This window comes from Shinella sp. HY16 (assembly GCF_028534175.1).
In the GTDB taxonomy this organism is placed as follows: Bacteria; Pseudomonadota; Alphaproteobacteria; order Rhizobiales; family Rhizobiaceae; genus Shinella.
Genome location: NZ_JAHYXL010000002.1, coordinates 1,186,286 through 1,203,224 on the forward strand (window position 1 = coordinate 1,186,286; position 16,939 = coordinate 1,203,224).

16 protein-coding genes are annotated in these 16,939 nt (G+C 62.5%); 10 read left to right on the top strand and 6 right to left on the bottom strand.

Annotated elements, in window-relative coordinates:
* Positions 1-3: 3 nt before the first annotated feature.
* The 4 genes from K0P03_RS26005 to K0P03_RS26020 form a co-directional block, all read right to left on the bottom strand.
* Positions 4-957, bottom strand: a complete 954-nt coding sequence (locus K0P03_RS26005) for an ABC transporter permease (protein WP_023511927.1) — start codon at positions 955-957, stop codon at positions 4-6.
* A complete protein-coding gene (locus K0P03_RS26010) occupies positions 957-1,955 on the bottom strand; it encodes an ABC transporter permease (RefSeq protein WP_023511928.1) in 999 nt (332 codons plus the stop codon). Before K0P03_RS26010 ends, K0P03_RS26005 begins: the two co-directional genes overlap by 1 nt.
* Positions 1,952-3,469, bottom strand: a complete 1,518-nt coding sequence (locus K0P03_RS26015) for a sugar ABC transporter ATP-binding protein (protein ID WP_023511929.1) — start codon at positions 3,467-3,469, stop codon at positions 1,952-1,954. The genes K0P03_RS26010 and K0P03_RS26015 overlap by 4 nt, the downstream gene beginning before the upstream one ends.
* 165 nt (positions 3,470-3,634) lie before the next feature.
* On the bottom strand, positions 3,635-4,465 hold the full coding sequence (locus K0P03_RS26020) for an amidohydrolase family protein (protein ID WP_023511930.1): 831 nt from the start codon (positions 4,463-4,465) through the stop codon (positions 3,635-3,637).
* Positions 4,466-4,677: 212 nt separating this feature from the next.
* Here K0P03_RS26020 and K0P03_RS26025 point away from each other — a divergent pair, with 212 nt between their 5' ends.
* From K0P03_RS26025 to K0P03_RS26035, 3 genes are all read left to right on the top strand, one after another.
* Positions 4,678-5,358 carry a GntR family transcriptional regulator gene (locus K0P03_RS26025; RefSeq protein WP_024270769.1) on the top strand — a complete coding sequence of 227 codons (681 nt, stop codon included), beginning with the start codon at positions 4,678-4,680 and terminating at the stop codon, positions 5,356-5,358.
* Positions 5,359-5,402: 44 nt separating this feature from the next.
* Positions 5,403-5,732: an L-rhamnose mutarotase gene (locus K0P03_RS26030; protein WP_024270768.1), complete on the top strand. Its 330-nt coding sequence runs from the start codon at positions 5,403-5,405 to the stop codon at positions 5,730-5,732.
* 158 nt (positions 5,733-5,890) lie between these two features.
* Complete coding sequence (locus K0P03_RS26035) at positions 5,891-7,402, top strand: UxaA family hydrolase (protein WP_024270767.1); 1,512 nt, start codon at positions 5,891-5,893, stop codon at positions 7,400-7,402.
* Between the two features lie 43 nt (positions 7,403-7,445).
* On the opposite strand, the gene K0P03_RS26040 is transcribed toward K0P03_RS26035, so the two are convergent.
* A complete protein-coding gene (locus K0P03_RS26040; protein ID WP_272791028.1) occupies positions 7,446-8,474 on the bottom strand; it encodes an aldo/keto reductase in 1,029 nt (342 codons plus the stop codon).
* Positions 8,475-8,603: 129 nt separating this feature from the next.
* Between K0P03_RS26040 and K0P03_RS26045 the strand changes: the two genes are divergently transcribed.
* The gene (locus K0P03_RS26045) at positions 8,604-9,350 is read left to right on the top strand and encodes an SDR family NAD(P)-dependent oxidoreductase (RefSeq protein WP_272791029.1); all 747 of its coding nucleotides are present in this window, start codon (positions 8,604-8,606) and stop codon (positions 9,348-9,350) included.
* A 172-nt stretch (positions 9,351-9,522) separates the two neighbouring features.
* Here the strand turns inward: K0P03_RS26045 and K0P03_RS26050 are convergent, their stop codons facing one another.
* Positions 9,523-10,479 carry a LysR family transcriptional regulator gene (locus K0P03_RS26050; RefSeq protein WP_272791030.1) on the bottom strand — a complete coding sequence of 319 codons (957 nt, stop codon included), beginning with the start codon at positions 10,477-10,479 and terminating at the stop codon, positions 9,523-9,525.
* A 183-nt stretch (positions 10,480-10,662) separates the two neighbouring features.
* Here K0P03_RS26050 and K0P03_RS26055 point away from each other — a divergent pair, with 183 nt between their 5' ends.
* The 6 genes from K0P03_RS26055 (at position 10,663) to K0P03_RS26080 (ending at position 16,939) form a co-directional block, all read left to right on the top strand.
* On the top strand, positions 10,663-12,018 hold the full coding sequence (locus K0P03_RS26055; RefSeq protein WP_272791031.1) for an amidase: 1,356 nt from the start codon (positions 10,663-10,665) through the stop codon (positions 12,016-12,018).
* Positions 12,019-12,068: 50 nt separating this feature from the next.
* Positions 12,069-13,367, top strand: a complete 1,299-nt coding sequence (locus K0P03_RS26060; RefSeq protein WP_023516454.1) for an ABC transporter substrate-binding protein — start codon at positions 12,069-12,071, stop codon at positions 13,365-13,367.
* Between the two features lie 73 nt (positions 13,368-13,440).
* The gene (locus tag K0P03_RS26065; protein WP_272791033.1) at positions 13,441-14,244 is read left to right on the top strand and encodes an ABC transporter ATP-binding protein; all 804 of its coding nucleotides are present in this window, start codon (positions 13,441-13,443) and stop codon (positions 14,242-14,244) included.
* The gene (locus K0P03_RS26070; RefSeq protein ID WP_024270763.1) at positions 14,241-14,966 is read left to right on the top strand and encodes an ABC transporter ATP-binding protein; all 726 of its coding nucleotides are present in this window, start codon (positions 14,241-14,243) and stop codon (positions 14,964-14,966) included. Before K0P03_RS26065 ends, K0P03_RS26070 begins: the two co-directional genes overlap by 4 nt.
* Positions 14,967-14,971: 5 nt before the next feature.
* The gene (locus tag K0P03_RS26075) at positions 14,972-15,859 is read left to right on the top strand and encodes a branched-chain amino acid ABC transporter permease (RefSeq protein WP_023516055.1); all 888 of its coding nucleotides are present in this window, start codon (positions 14,972-14,974) and stop codon (positions 15,857-15,859) included.
* A gap of 9 nt (positions 15,860-15,868) precedes the next feature.
* Positions 15,869-16,939 (top strand): branched-chain amino acid ABC transporter permease, encoded by a 1,071-nt coding sequence (locus K0P03_RS26080; protein ID WP_272791034.1) that lies wholly within the window; start codon positions 15,869-15,871, stop codon positions 16,937-16,939.

The following is a 16,939-nucleotide window of genomic DNA, read 5'->3' on the forward strand; positions in this document are numbered from 1 at the left end:
ATATCAGGCGGGGGCAGCGCTCGCGGCAGGCTTGCGCCGGCCGCTGCGAACGGTTCGGTCGAGAACGACGAGCAGGAGCAGGATCAGCCCGGAGGCGACCTGCTGCATGTAGGCGGGGACCGACTGGAACTCCATTGCCGTCGTCAGTGCCGCGATGGTGAGAACACCGCCGAGCGTGCCGAGCGCCGAACCGCGCCCACCTTCCAGCCGCGTCCCCCCGACGACGACCGCCGCGATGACAGCCACGGTCAGTTCCGAGCCGTAGACGGGAGAGCCGGTATTGGTGGCAAGGCTCTGCAGCACGCCGGCCACGCCGGCAAGCGTGCTCGCGAAGACGAAAGACAGGACCATGACGCGATCCGCCGAAATTCCGCTCGCCTCCGCCGAATGGGCATTGGAGCCGACGGCAAAGAGGTTGCGGCCGGCGACCGTGCGCGTCAGCCAGACGTGCAGGGCTAGGATGGCGATCAGGAACAGGCCGCTGCGGACGGTGAAGACCTCCAGATAGATCTCGCTCAGCGTGATCGAGAACATGATGTCGGTGCCCGGGATCGGCTGGCTTGCCGTCATCCAGTGTGCGACCGAGCGGAAGACCAGCATGGTGGCCAGCGTCGCGACCAGCGAATTGATGCGCAGCACCACGACGAGGAAGCCGTTGACGGCGCCGGCAGCCGCGCCGGCCAGCGCACCGGCAACCGCAGCCCATCCCATCCCGAGCGCCGGCTGGAGCATGATCGCTACGATACCGGAAACCGCGAAGACCGAACCGACGGAAAGGTCGATCTGGCCGGCGATCAGAAGAACCGTGAGACCGATGGCGATGAGACCGATGGTCGAACCGCGATCAAGGCCGAGGCTGAGCGTCGTGAGGCTGACGAAACCGGGCACCAGGAGCGCTGCCACGATGAGCGTGAGACAGAGGATGACGGCGACGCGATAGCGCAGGAGCATGGCCATCAGGCAACCCCCCGCTTGCGCAATGCAATGTCGAGCGCGACGGCGCCGGCAATCAGGAGGCCGAGGACAAAGCCCTGTATCGGCGTGCGCACACCCTGGAGGACCATGACATTGGTGAGCAGTTGCACGAAGACGAGACCGGCCATCGCGCGCGGAATGGAGCCGAAACCACCCATGATCGACACACCGCCGACCACGACGGCGGTAATGGCGCTAAACTCGTAACCCTGGCCGACGAAGGGGCGCGCACTTTGCAAGGTCAGGCCGAGCAGCCCCCCGCTGAACCCTGCGGCAAAGGCGGTGATGACGAAAGCACCGGCGCGAACCGCACGCACCGGCACGGCGCTCGCTTGTGCCGCGCTGTAGTTGCCACCCGTCGCAATCGTCCATCGCCCCCAAAAGGAGCGCGACAGCACGAAATTGCCGAGAAAGGCGATCGCGATGAAGATGATGGCAATCATGGGTACGCCGAGAACGCGGCTCTTGACGAAATCCGCCGAACTCGGGTCCGCGCCGTAGACGATGACGCCGCCAACGGCAGCCTGCACGAAGCCGAGAACGATCGTGCCCATGCCGAGTGTCGCGATGATGGGATTGATACCGACATAGCCGACGAGAAGGCCATTGACGAGGCCGGTGAGCCCCGCCAGCAGGACCGCGACGGCAAAGGCGGGAACGGGTCCGATATAGGGCTGGAGGGCGAGCGACAGGATCGCACCGCAGGCGATGGTCGCAGGCACCGAGAGGTCCGCCATGCCACCAACGACGAGCACGAAGGTCATGCCCACGACCACGATGCCGACGATGGACATGGAAGTCAGCACGTTCACAAAGTTGCCGGCCGTGAAGAAGACGGGATTGGCGATGGTGCCGTAAACAATGACGGCGAGGATGGCGAGCAACAGGCCCCCGCGCGAAAGAAGCCCGACCGCACGGCTACCCTGGCTGAAGCGATCAGCCACCTTCGTTGTCTGTCCCATGGCGGCGACATCCGTCATGCGGCCTCTCCTTCTGCACTTTCCTCACCCGTCGCGAGCGCCATGATGCGCTCCTCGCTCAGGCCCTCGCGGGCGATCGGCATGGATGCCCGCCCGTCACGCATGACGACCACGCGGTCGCATACGCCCATGATTTCCGGCAGCTCGGAGGAGATCATCACGACGGCCATACCGTTTGCGACGAGCTGCCCGATGATGCCGTGGATTTCCGCCTTGGCGCCGACGTCGACACCGCGCGTCGGCTCGTCGAGGATCAGCACCTTCGGATCGGTGGCGAGCCAACGGCTGATGACCGCCTTCTGCTGGTTGCCGCCCGAGAGAAGGCCGATGCGACGCTCGCCATCCGGCGGCACGATGGAGAACTTCTTGACATAGGTGCCGGCAAGTTCGCGCTCGTCGCCACGGCGGACACGACCAAAACCATTGGCAAGACGGCGCAGCACCGGCAGGCTGATATTCTCCCGCACGGTCATGGCCGGCACGATGCCGTCGCCCTTGCGATCTTCAGGCACATAGGCGATGCCGACCCGGGCCGCTGCAGCCGGCGAGCCGATGTTCACCGGCACGCCGTCGATTTCGACCGTGCCCGTGGTGAACGGCGCAAGACCGAAAATGGCCCGCGCGACTTCCGTGCGCCCGGCGCCGACAAGCCCCGTAAGGCCAAGGATTTCGCCGGCGCGCACATCGAAGCTGATGTCATGGAAGCGGTCGCCATCACCGATGCCGCGCACGGCCAGAACAGTTTTGCCGATAGCCGCCGGTGTTTTCGGGAAGACGTTGCTGACCTCCCGGCCGACCATGAGGCGGATCATCTGCGCGGCGGTAATGCCGCTGGCGGGCCGCGTCTCGATCATGCTGCCGTCGCGAAGAACCGTCACCTCATCGGCGATTTCAAGCACTTCCTTGAGGCGGTGGCTGATGTAGATAATGGCAATGCCGTCGTCACGCATCTTGCGCAGGATGCGGAAGAGCGCCGCCGTCTCGTGCTCGCTGAGGCTCGAGGTCGGCTCGTCGAGCACGATAATGCGCGGCGCGGCGGCATGGGCCTTGGCGATTTCCACCAGCTGCTGCTGGCTGATGGTCAGGTCGCCCAGCCGCTGTTGCGGATCGATGGACGCACCGAGCTCACCGAGGACTGCGCCAGCGCGGCGCACCATGCCGCCGCGGTCGAAGAAGCCGAACCGCTTCGGCATACGGCCGAGAAAGATGTTTTCGGCGACCGTAAGATCCGGCACGAGGTTCAATTCCTGGTGCACCATGCGGATACCGAGCTTCTGGGCATCGGCCGGGCGCTTCATCCGCACTTCCACGCCCGCCACTTCGATCGTGCCGGTTGTCGGCGCATAGGCACCGCTCAGGATCTTCATCAGGGTCGATTTGCCGGCCCCGTTCTCGCCGACGACGGCATGAACGGTTCCAAAGCGAACGGCGAGATCAACACCGGAGAGGGCCTTCACGCCCGGGAAGACCTTGCTGATCCCCCTCATGTGCAGTGCGTTTGCGGCCGACGGCATTTCACCCCTCCCCAGCCCGGCTCGCATCGCTCGCGATGCCTCGTTCCTCCAGCCGGCGAAGTTCTATTACACTAATATAACAGTAGTGACAAGCGACCTCGGCCAATCAATATTGTGCATCCATCCGGCATGCCGCCCTAACGACGGCATCCCGCCATGGCGAGGTCAGAGACGGTAGAATTTCACCGCATTGCTACCGAACACCTTGGCCATGCCTTCAGCATCGAGCAGCGGATCAAGGATGCCCCGCGCGGCGTTCAGCACCTCTGCATAGGAGGCGGCAAGAAGGCAGACCGGCCAGTCGCTGCCGAACATCAGCCTGTCCGCACCGAAGGCGTGAAAGACGTGATGGACATAGGGGGCGAGATCCGTCGGAACCCAGTCCGCATGCCGCGCTTCGGTAACGAGGCCGGAGACCTTGCAATGCACGTGGGGATACACAGCCACCCGCGCGATATCCTCGGCCCACCCCTCCATTCTGCCGCTCGCCACAGGTGGTTTCGACAGGTGATCGATGACGGCTCGCAGGTCAGGCACGGCATCGAGCATGCGTGCGATCCGGGACAGATGGCGGGGAAACGTGAGAATATCGAACGCCGCACCCGAGGCTGCCAAATGGCCGATATTGGCCAGAACCGCCGGGCGCAGGATATAATCGTCGTCCGCGTGGTCCTGCAACATGGGCCGCAACCCGACGAATTTCGGACGGCGCATCAGCGCCTCAAGCTTGACGGGAAACGCCGCGTCCTCGAAATCGAGCCAGCCGACCACGCCGGCAACAAAATCCGCATCCGACGCCAAAGAAAGCAGGAAATCCGTCTCGGCCTCGGTCTGCGCGGCCTGGACGAGCACGGTCCGGTCGACACCGGCGCGCCGCAGGACGGGACGGAGATCGTCCGCGAGATAGTCGCGTGCCAGGACGGGCACATCCGGCGACATCCAGTGATAGTCACCACGATCCGCCCGCCACAGATGATGATGCGCGTCGATGATCAACCTGCTTCCCCTTGCTTCGGGCGCCCATATTGGCTTTTGTGCATAACACTAGTATTATAATGGACACATCCGCAATGCGGATTCGTGCAGACCAACACACAGGACAGGAAGAATTCAGACCACAGGATATGCCTGCACGGAGACTGGCGCCCCTCGCTCGCAAGCTGCTAATCTGAAATATCGCTCAATCGTTCTCACAAGTCACGGTGGCCATGGACATCGACGCATCCAATCTCAACCGCTCCCTTCCGCTGCGCGACCAGATCTACCACAAGGTCCGCAGCTTGATCGTCAGCGGCCAGATGAAACCAGGGGAATCGATCAACGAGATGGCGATCGCCCAGTCGCTTGGCGTCTCCCGAACACCCGTGCGCGAAGCCGTCAAGCGCATCAGCGACGAGGGCCTCGTCAACGTCTTCGCCCAGACCGGCACCTTCGTCGCGCGCATCAGCATCCGCGACATCGAGGAAGCCTACGTCATTCGCAATGCGCTGGAAATGGAAAGCGCGCGCCGCGCCGCCGAGAAACTGACCCCGGCCCAGGCAGAGGCATTGGAGGACAACATCGCCGCCCACAAGACGGCGATCGCCCGCGGCCGCTTCAGCGATGCCATCCAACTCGATGACATCTTTCATCGCACCATCGCAGAAGTGAACGGCTTTCACATGCTCTGGCGCGCAGTCGACATTTCCAAGGCGCAGATGGATCGTGGCCGCTACCTCGCCATTCCCAAGCCCGGCTACGGCGACCAGACCATTTTGCAGCATCAGGCGATCCTGAAGGCGCTGCAGCGCCATGACAGCGAGGCAGCGGCCACCGCCATGCGCGAGCACCTCAATACGTCCCTGCGCAACACGCTGGAAGTTGCCGTCGCAAACAACGCATTCGGCTGAAGGGTTCAGCCGCCCCGCCCTCACCTCTCTTCAAGGAGTGCAGCATGCAGCGCATGGGCCTGTGCATCGGGCTAAAGCCTGACGTCATCGACGAATACAGGGCGCTGCACGCAGCCGTCTGGCCGGAGGTGCTGGCAGTCATCAGCGCGGCCAACATCCGCAACTATTCGATCTTTCTGCGCGAGCCGGAAAATCTGCTCTTTGCCTACTGGGAATATCACGGCGCCGACTTCAAGGTGGATGCCGCCGAGATGGCACGCTCGCCGGCCATGCAGAAATGGTGGGAGATTTGCGACCCGCTGCAGCAGCCGTTTGCCACCCGCAAGGACGGAGAGTGGTGGGCGGACATGGTCGAAGTCTTCCATCACGACTGACGTCCCGGGAACGTAAATCCCCTCCATCTCGCACCGCGAGGTTTCGATGCAGCTCCCAGAGCATTGCCATACTTGACCGCACCGTCGCTATTATATTAGTATTCAAATATCACAAACTCTATTGCGGAGCGCGCCTGCGTCACCCGCCCGAGCATACCATGGCCCGTTTCATCCAGCTTTCCGCCGCCGACAACATCGTCCTGGTGACCGACCCGTTCAATCCGGGCGACCTTGCGGGGAGCGTGGTGGCAACGACCCGCATCCCCCGCGGCCACAAAATGGCGATGACAGCGATCGGCAAGGATCAGCCGATCATCAAATACGGTCAGGTCATCGGCTTTGCGAAGGATGCGATCGCACCCGGCGACTGGGTTCACGAACACAATGTCTATGTCGATACCTTTGAGCGGAACTACATGTTCGGCGAAAACCGGAAGGAGACACATGTGCTGCCGGAAGCGGCGCGAGCCACCTTCCTCGGCTATCGCCGCGCCAATGGAAAGGTCGGCACGCGAAACTACGTCGCCGTCCTGACATCCGTGAACTGTTCGGCGAGTGCTGCCCGCTTCATCGCCGAGGAAGTCAACAAATCGGGCGTGCTCAGGAACTATCCGAATATCGATGGCGTCATCTCGCTCGTGCACGGCACGGGCTGTGGCCTGGACGTCAATGGCGAAGCCCATGACATGCTGAAGAAGACTCAATGGGGTTTTGCGACCAATCCGAATGTGGGCGGCGTGCTGATGGTCGGTCTTGGCTGCGAGGTCTTCCAGATTCCGCGCTGGATGAAAACCTTTGGCGTCGAGGAAAACATCACCTTTCGCACCCTGACGATCCAGGAGGCCGGCGGCACGCGCAAGACGGTGGAAGCGGGCGTGCATGCGATCTACGAGATGCTGCCGGCCGTGAACGCGCACAAGCGAACCGCTGCGCCCGCATCGGAGTTGGTTCTTGCACTGCAATGCGGCGGATCGGACGGCTATTCGGGCATTACGGCGAACCCGGCGCTCGGCGCGGCCGTCGACCTGCTTGTCGAGCAGGGTGGCACGGCCATCTTGTCGGAAACACCGGAAATCTATGGCGCCGAGCATCTCTTGACCCGGCGCGCAGAAAGCCGCGCAGTCGGCGAGAAACTCGTCGAAAGGATCCATTGGTGGGAGGACTACACTGCCCGCCACAATATGGAAATGAACAACAATCCCTCGCCCGGCAACAAGCTCGGCGGCCTGACAACGATCCTTGAAAAATCACTCGGCGCGGCGGCAAAGGGTGGCTCGACGAACCTGCGCGCCGTGTTCGAATATGCCGATCCTGTCGATACGACCGGCCTCGTCTTCATGGACACGCCGGGCTACGATCCGGTCTCGGCGACCGGGCAGGTGGCGGGCGGGGCCAACATCCTCTGCTTCACCACGGGCCGCGGCTCAGCCTTCGGCTGCAAACCGACGCCGTCGATCAAGCTCGCCTCCAACTCCCACATCTACGAGCAGATGATCGAAGACATGGATATCGACTGCGGCGACGTGTTAAGCGGCGTTTCGCTGGAGGAAAAGGGCCGGCAGATATTCGATCTCATCCTGCGCACGGCATCCGGCGAACTCACGAAATCCGAGCAACTCGGATATGGCGATCTCGAATTCGTGCCCTGGAACATCGGTGCGACGATGTAAGGCACACACGCCCCCTGCAAAAAGGGGCGTAAAGCCTTCCCGATCAGGCAACAAGACCTTCGTGCTGCAGGGCTTTCCAGAGCTCCCCCGGTACATCCTGCTCGAACCAGCCGATGTTTTGTCGGACCTGCTCTGCGTCGCGTGGACCGATCAGCACCGTCGTGACGGCGGGATGGCGCAGCGGATACTGAATGGCCGCCGCCGAGAGCGGCACACCGAAACGCTCGCAGATCTCCGAGAGGGCTTTCACCCGTATCCCCACAGCCTCGGGCACGTCCTGGTAGTTGAACTTTCGATGGCCACCGGGACCGCCGGCAAGAATGCCCGAATTGAAGACGCCGCCGATCATGATGCCCATGCCGACCTCCTGTGCCTTGTCGAGCAGGGTGAGCGCGTTCTGCTCCAGCAGCGTGTGACGGCCGGCCAAGAGCGCGCAGTCGAGCGCAGCCTCGTTCATTGCGTCCAGCACGATATCGGCCTCGTTGACCCCGAGACCGAAGCCACGGATGAGGCCGGCTGCCCGCAGCTCCTCCAGCGCCCGAAAGCCCCCGCCCTTCGTCAGCGCCATCCAGTGGGTGACCTGCGCCACGCCGTGGGTAACGGTGCCGATATCGTGCACGAAGAGGAGGTCCAGCCGCTCAAGCCCCGTGCGCTGGGCGCTGTCATCGAAACTGCGCATGATGGCATCGTAGGAGTAGTCGAAGACCTCTCTGAACGGCAGGCCGTTGTGCCAACCGGAATCGAGCGGGTTTTTCGGTGGCGCGGGCGGCAGATCGCGGCCCGGCCTTTCACGCGCCATGAGCCGGCCGACCTTGGTGCTGACCGTGAACGTTGCCGCAGTGTCCGTCTTTTCCCGCAGAAAATGGCCGAGCAAATGTTCGGCGCGACCGAGACCGTACATCGGTGCACTGTCGAAATGACGGATACCGGCCTGCCAGGCCGCTTTGAGGGCCGCCAGAGACGCATCCGCCGAAACCGGCGCATAGAGCCCTCCCATGGCCGCCGTACCCATGCCGAGAGCCGTCACCTTAAGCCCTGTCCTGCCAACTGTCCTCGCTTCGCCCGCCCGCATGAAACCCTCCTCGCAAGACCGCGCGAAAATCACCGGTCACCCTTGCTTGCGTTGTTACACTAATATAATAGCGGAGATCAAGGCAGCACAACGGTGCCGGAGAAAAGCGCCCGATAGCGGAGGAAAGCCATGAACCAGATCGATTTGTCAGGCCAGCATGCGGTGGTAACAGGCGGCGCGCAGGGCCTTGGCTTTGCCATGGCACGCCGTATCGTTGCATCGGGTGCCACCGTCACGCTCTGGGATGTCGATGAGGCTCTGCTGGCCTCGGCCCGCAAGACCCTCGGCAGCGCCGCCACAACAGTTATCGTCGATATCTCCGACTGGGAGCAGGTCGACGGCGCGCGGGCGCGCACCGAAGAGATCGCAGCCCCTGCCTCGCTTCTCGTCAACTCCGCCGGCATTGCCGGGGCCGCAGCGCCGCTCGATATCTACGACATCGCCATGTGGAAAAAGATAATCGACATCAACGTCAATGGGACCTTCTACGTCAACCGGGCGCTTGTGCCCGGCATGAAGGAACGCAACTACGGCCGTATCGTCAACATCGCCTCGGTTGCCGGCAAGGAAGGCAATCCGAATGCCGCGGCCTACTCGGCTTCGAAGGCTGCCGTGATGGGCATTACCAAGTCGCTCGGCAAGGAGCTTGCCGGCTACGACATCGCCGTCAATTGCATCACGCCGGCGACCGCCCAGACCCGTATCCTCGAACAGCTGACGCCGGAGTTCATCGAATATATGCGCTCGCGCATACCGCGGGGCCGCTTCCTGGACGTCGACGAGGCGGCCTCCATGGTCGCCTGGCTGCTCTCCAAGGAGAACAGCTTCACAACCGCCGCGACCTTCGATCTCTCCGGCGGAAGGACGACGTATTGACGATGCCACGCCTCTGGGGGCTAAACACGACCAAACAAAGTTGAGTTAAGATCGTATCGTACCCCCTCGATCTATCCTTGCCGAGGCGATGCAGGCAATCTCTGCAAGCGCAGATCAGGTCCTGTACAATTGCCGATGATGCATGCCGCGGCCATCGTCCAGTTCGCCGCTATCAGCCAAAGATCAAGGCGGAATGCCTCTTCTCAATGCAAACGGAAAACCCGGACGGGCCGACCTCGCGAAAAAACCGGCGGATGATTTCGATGAACAGCCGCACGAACAGAGGCTTCGCGTTTCCATAGAGATCCAGGACGATGACCGATGGCGGCGGGAGTTCTTCGAGGATCGGGCGCCTCACGATGCCCTGGCCGTCCGACGTTGCCCGACCTATGGGGCGCATGTTGAGGATCGACATACCAAAACCAGACGCAACCGCGGAGCGGACCGTTTCATAGGAGCGGGTATGAAAGCGGACATCCGGCCGCTTCGCCAGGATATCGAACAGCGTCAGCAGATATGTCGCCGTCTGGGGCATGTCGAGCAACACGAATGGACGCGTCGCAATCTCCGATAGCCAGACGGCATCCTTGGCCGCCAGCGGGTCATCGACGTGCAGGACGGCGTGGGCCGGAACCTTGCAAATCCGTGTCATCGTCCCTGTCGTGATGGTGCCGATATCGTAGAGAACAGCCAGATCGATCAGCCCCTCGCCCAGCCAGGTTTGCAGCTGCACCTGGTCCCCTTCGAGAAGGTCGATTTCGACATCGCCGACATTGTCGATGTACATGCGCAGCATTTCCGGCATGAACAGGGCACCGAACGGTTCGAAACAGCCGATGCGCAAGACCTTCGGCACACGGTCGGCGAGGTCGCCGATTGCCCTGTCGAACTCCGTCGCAGCCGCAAGCATGATCCGGGCTGCGCTGATGAAGCGCTCGCCGGCCGGCGTGACCTGCACTCCGCGCGCCGGCCGCCGCTCGAAGATGCGTGCACCCATCTCCCCTTCGGCGAGTGTGATCGCCGCAAGAATGGAGGATTGCGAGATATGCAGGACCTTTGACGCAGCCTGTACACTGCCGAGGCTTGCGACTTCGCAGACATAGCGCAGCTGCCGGATCGTCAGGTTCATCGAACCGAATGCTCCAGAAAATGTATGAAGTTATGCGAAAGAATACATTTTGTGCGTGCGAAGGAAAGGTTCATTCTGCCCTCAACGAACAAACCTGCCGCAAGATGCAGGGATATACGAAATCAAGGGAACGATAGAATGTCTTTTCAAAACCCTCTCGAAGGGGCGGCGGAGCTATGCCGTATGGACGCCGCAGCGCTTGCGGCAGCCTATCGCAATCGCACGCTTTCGCCGGTCGAAGTCGCCAGGGCAACCATAGAACGCGCCGAGAACGTGAATGCCAAGCTCAACGCCTTCACATTCATCGATCATGATGGTGCACTTGCAGCCGCCGACGCAGCCGAGAAACGCTGGGCGAAGGGGGCGCCCCTTTCGGATATCGATGGCATCCCGACAACGCTCAAGGATATCGTGTGGGTCGAAGGCTGGAGTGTGCGCTACGGCAGCACCACGACACCGGCACGCCCCCATGGCGATGACGCGCCGTCCGTGGCCCGTTTGCGCAAGGCCGGCGCGATCTTCATCGCACAGACCACCACGCCGGAATTCGGTTGGAAAGCCATCACGGACAGTGCACTTTTCGGCGTGACGCGCAATCCGTGGAACGCGGAAAAAACGCCCGGCGGATCATCCGGTGGCGCAGCCGTAGCCGCTGCCGTCGGGGCGGGGGTTTTTCATCTCGGAACAGACGGCGGCGGCTCGATCCGCATTCCTGCGTCCTTTACCGGTATCGTGGGCCACAAGCCGACCTTCGGCCGGGTTCCGGCCCATCCGGCAAGCGCCTTCGGCACCGTCGCCCATGTGGGGCCAATGACGCGAAGCGCCCTCGACGCGGCAGCCATGCTAAGGGCGATGTCCGGCAGGGACATCCGGGACTGGGCCCAGGGCGTCGGCAAGCTGGCGAGCCTCGAGCCTGGAGAAGCTGCGAGCCTCGCCGGAAAACGCATCGGATACTGGTCGAAACCAGCCAGCGGGACACTCGATCCCGAGGTCGCCGCGGTGGTCGATGCCGCGGTCTCGAGATTGTCCTCCGCGGGGGCTATCGTGGAGCCGATTGCGCTGCCCGCGGAAGGCCTTCTGGACCTCTTCCATCATCATTGGTTCACCGGTGCTGCGGCGCGCCTTTCCTCAATCCCCGAGGCGGAACGTGGGTTGATCGATCCAGGCTTTCTCGAAATCGCTCGTGCCGGCGCGGCGTATAGCTCGACGGAACTGGTTCTCGCACAGGTCCGGCGCGGCGAATACGGCGCAGCGATGGATCGCCTGCTTGCCGAATACGATTTTGTGGTTTCGCCCGGGACGGCATTGCCTGCCTTCGACGCGGGGCTCGAAGTGCCGGCGGGAGGCGCTTTCAGCCGCTGGACGGAATGGGCCGGTTTCAGCTTTCCCATCAACCTGAGCCAGCAACCGGCCTGCGTCATACCGTGCGGCTTCACCTCCGCCGGCCTGCCTGTCGGTTTCCAGATCATCGGAGCACGCGGCGAAGACGCTGCCGTCCTTTCCGCCGCGGCCGGCCTGGAGGTGACGTTTTCCAGGTAAGCACCGACCACGCATGACGAACACAACCAACTATAAAAGGGGTAACCGTTATGATGAATAGACGTGCAATGCTTCAGGGAGCCTTGGGAGCCGGTGCGGCCGGCGGCATGCTCCTTGCCGATATGAACAGGTCCGTCCGGGCGCAGGATACGTCCCCGATCGCGGTGGGCTCGGCGCTGCCGATGTCCGGCATCGCAGCGGCGGACGGCATCGAGTTCAAGAACGGGCTCGACCTTGCCGCCGAGGAGATCAACGCCGCTGGCGGCATTCTGGGCCGGCCCGTCGAGATTCACATCGAAGACACCAAGGAGATGGGCGCCGACCTCGTATCCCAATCCATGCAGCGGCTGGTCGATCGCTTCAACACGCCGGTGATCATCAACGGCTACAACCTCGGCACCAACATGATCGAAATGGACGTCGCAGCCGACAACGACGTCATCATGATGCACTACAACACGCTCATTTCGCACAACGAGAAGTTCAAGACCGATCCCGAGCGGTATTACGGTTCCTTCCAGGGTGACCCTCCGGAATTCTGGTATGGACCGGGCTGCCTGAACTTCCTGAAGACTCTTTCGGAAGGCGGCAAGTGGACGGCGCCGAACAAGAAGATCGCCATCATTCCCTCGGCCAACGAGTATTCCATCGTGATCGCCAATGCGATCCGCGACAAGGCCAAGGACTACGGTTTCGAGGTGAGCCTGTTCGAAACCGTGCCGTTCCCGACCAACCAGTGGGGGCCCACGCTGGCAAAGCTGCGGCAGGACCCGCCGGCCGCCATCATCGTGACGCACTTCCTGCCGCAGGATCTTGCGCAGTTCATGGTGCAGTTCCTTTCCCAGCCCACGAACAGCCTCGTCTACATGCAATACGGCCCGTCGCTTCCCGCCTTTCGCGAGATCGGCGGCGAGAGCATCAACGGCGTCATCTATTCAACGGTCGTCGGCTGCCTTCCGGACGAATTCTCGAAGCCCTTCCGCGAGTCCTATCGCGCGAAGTTCGGCCCGAACTCCGCCTACATCACGGGATCGCAGACCTATGACGGCCTGTGGATGTGGGCGATTGCCGCCGCCATTGCCGGCGGTCCGGGCGAGCCCTTCAACAAGGAGCAAGTGGGCAAGGTGGCGGCCGTCATGCGACGCAATGTCTATCGCGGCGTCAACGGGACCTATCGGGCCGATACCGCCGGACAGTCGGCCTACTGCTACCCGACGCAGACGGCCGATCCTTCGCTGGGCATGCCGCATCAGTTCCTGCAGCATCAGGACCACACGACCGACCCCAAGCTCATCGCGCCGGCGCTCTACGCCACCGATGCGTTCGTCCTGCCACCCTGGATCAAATAGGCTCCTGCAGGTGCAGCGCTGAATCTGGGTATCGGCCGCGAAAGTGGCCGATACCGATGGCGGAAGGAGCGGGATGATGGAAAGCAGCGGGACAATCTTGCTGGAATGCGAAAACGTCGTGAAGCGCTACGGTTCGCTTTCGGCGGTGGATGGTATGTCGCTGACCGTCAGCCGTGGCGAGATCGTCGGCATCGGCGGGCCGAACGGCGCAGGCAAGACCACCTTTTTCGACGTGGTGACAGGCGTAACGCCAGCGACCGAAGGAAGGATGGTCTTCGACGGCCACGATATTTCGGGACTTGGCGCCGACAGGATATGTCAGCATGGCATTGCGCGCACATTCCAGCTCAACGCGGCATTCGACAGCCTGACGGTACGCGAGAACATCGACGTCGCCGCCTATTTCGGCCGTAGCCGAAGGACGCTGCCGGGGCTGAAGCTCGGCAGGGACGTACGCGACCAGACGGAAGAAGCACTGGCTTTCGTTGGTCTTGCGGACAAGGCAGATGCGACGGTGGCGCAGCTTCCCGTGCTCGACCGCAAACTGCTGATGATTGCCGGTGCGATCGCAACCAGACCCAAATTGCTTTTTCTGGACGAACCGGTCGGCGGGCTCAATACAAGCGAGATCGACCACATCATCCGTTTGGTGGAACGGCTGAAGGCGAACGGCATGACCGTCGTTCTCATCGAACACGTCATGCGCTTCCTGCTCGCACTCTCCAGCCGTGTCCTCATCATGCATCATGGCAAGAAAATCTTCGAAGGACCGCCGCAAGCAGTCGCTGAAGACCCGGTCGTGGTCGAAACCTATCTCGGAGAGGGAACGCGCAAGCGCCTCAAGACCTATTTTTCCGAAGGCGAGGTCCAGCCGTGAGTGCGTTCACGAAACCGCCCGTCCTCAGTCTTTCCAACGTGGTCTCAGGCTATAGCGGACTGGAGGTGCTGAAGGGCATATCCTTCGATGTCGCCGCCGGCGACTTCGTCACGGTCGTCGGGCCAAACGGCCACGGCAAATCGACGCTGCTCAAGACCATCTCCGGCCTCGTGCCGCTGACATCGGGCGCGGTCCGCATCAATGGCGCGCCGACGCTTGCCAAACCGCATGCCATCGCCGCGCTCGGTGTGGCCCACGTTCCACAGGGCGACATGCTGTTTCCTGAAATGAGCGTCCTGGAAAACCTGCTCATGGGGGCCTATCTCGCTCCCTCCAAGGCGGAAATCGATCGGCGGCTGGACGAAGTCTATACACTCCTGCCCAAGCTTTCGGACAGGCGCGACCAGATCGCATCGTCCCTCTCGGGGGGAGAACGGCGCATGGTTGGCATCGGCCGTGGCCTCATGATGGGCGGGCAGATCCTCCTGATCGACGAGCCGTCGTTGGGTCTCGCCCCCCTGATCATCGAGCAGATCTATGGCGTGATAACGGAACTCTCCAGAAGCGGCCGCACGATCCTGCTCGTGGAGGAGAATCCGGCCCGCGTCGCCGACCTCGCAAACCATCTCCACCTTCTGGATGACGGTATGATTGTGTGGTCGGGCCCACCTGCTGAACTGCTTGCCCGCGACGAACTCCTCGCAACGTATCTGGGGGGCTGACGATCATGCTCGACATCCTGACCGCCATTCTCATCGCAGGCCTTACGACAGGGGCTCTCTATGCGCTTGCAACCGTCGGCCTCTCCCTCGTCTGGGGCTCCATGGGCATGCTCAACATGGCGCATGCCGCCATGTTGACGCTTGGCGGCTATTCCGCCTTCACGCTCTGCACCGTCCTCGGCCTACCGGTCATCGCCGGCTTCGCCGGCGCCATTCTTGTCGGCGCCGTCGCAGGCGGATTGCTCTACGTCCTGATCGTGCGCAACCTGCTGAAGAACGACAAGGCGACGTTCGAATCCAATGTGATGATCGCAACCGTCGGCATCGGCATTGCGCTCGAAAACGCTATTCTTCTGACCTATGGTGGCCAGCCGTTGAAACAGCCGATCTCGGCAACGGGATCACTCGTGCTCGGTCCGGTGAGCCTTCCCTATCAGAACATGCTCATCGTCTTCGTCGTCATAGCGCTCATGGCCGTCATAGCGCTTCTTCTCGGCAAGACGCGCATGGGTCGCGCCATCCGTGCGACAGCCCAGAACCGCGAGGCGGCGCAACTCATGGGCGTTGCCGTCAACCGCGTCTACTTTCAGGTCCTCGTCCTGTCGGGCGCGATCGCCGGCATCTGCGGCGTGATGGTGAGTTCCATGACCCAGCTTTCGCCGCCGCTCGGGAACGACCCCATGCTGAAAGCCTTCATCATGTGCGTGGTCGCAGGGCTCGGCAATTTGCCGGGCGCGGTGGCCGCCGCCTTTGGTCTCGCGCTGCTCGAGGCCTTCGTCCAATACGTCGCCGGCGCGCGCTGGGGTTTTCCAACGCTGCTCTTCGTGGTCATCGCTGTCCTGATATGGCGGCCCGCCGGCCTTTTCGGCCGTGTCCAAATCCGTCGAATGTGAGGTGACGCCGTGACCCAGACTTCAAGTTTCAAGGGCATGGCCCGCAGCGCGCGTCTCGACCTTCTCGTCAGCCTGCTGCTCATCGCAGCCGCGATAGCACTTCCTTTCATGATCGACAGCCGCTACGTGCTCGGCCAGATCGTGCTGGCCCTGTTCTACGCCACTATTGCCTCACAGTGGAACCTGCTTTTCGGCTTTGCCGGCGTCTTCTCGCTGGCACAGATGGCCATGTTCGCCTTCGGTGGCTACGCGACCGCTATGATCTGCTTCTACTTCGGATGGAACGTCTGGACGGCCTTGCTGCCGGGCGCGCTTTCTGCCGTTGTCTTCTCGCTGATCGTCGGCCTCGCGTGCCTTCGCCTGACCGGCGTCTATGTCGCGCTGCTCACGCTCGCCATCGCCCAGACCATGTATCTGCTGATTGTCGCGGACACCGAATGCTTCACGATGGTAGGCTCCATCTGCCGGCAGTTCACCGGTGGCGCTGTCGGCTTTGCCCGCTTCGGCGATCTCGGCACGCGGGCGCTTCTCAAGGGCCAATGGCTCGTCGGCAACTATGCGATCGTCGCAACCCTCTTTGCGATCACGATGATCGTCACATACATCATCGTCAAAAGCCCGATAGGGCTTGCGTTTCGCGCGCTGAAGGACAATCCCGGCTATGCGGTGGCGCGCGGTGTCAACCGGTTCCAGGCGCAGCTTCTCGTGTTCGGTATCTCGGCCTTCTTCACGGGCCTTGCCGGCGGCTTCTACGCCGCGCATTTCCAGGCGATCGGTCCCGGCATCCTCTCCATGTCGCAGCTGATGTTCATCATCGCGATCACCGTCGTCGGCGGTGTCGGCACCTTCTGGGGGCCGCTCGTCGGCACGATCGTGCTCGTGGCGGCCGACGAGCTGATGCGCGAGGCGGGTGAGTTCCGCACGCTCGGCCTCGGCCTCATCATCGCTCTGTCGATCCTGCTCATGCCGAAAGGCCTCGTCGGTCGGCTCGGCGATCTCGTCTTCTGGCTGCGCCACCGCAACGCCGCGGCCGTCTCCAGCGTCAATTTCCAGGAAAAGCCGGCAACCGCCGGGAAGTGA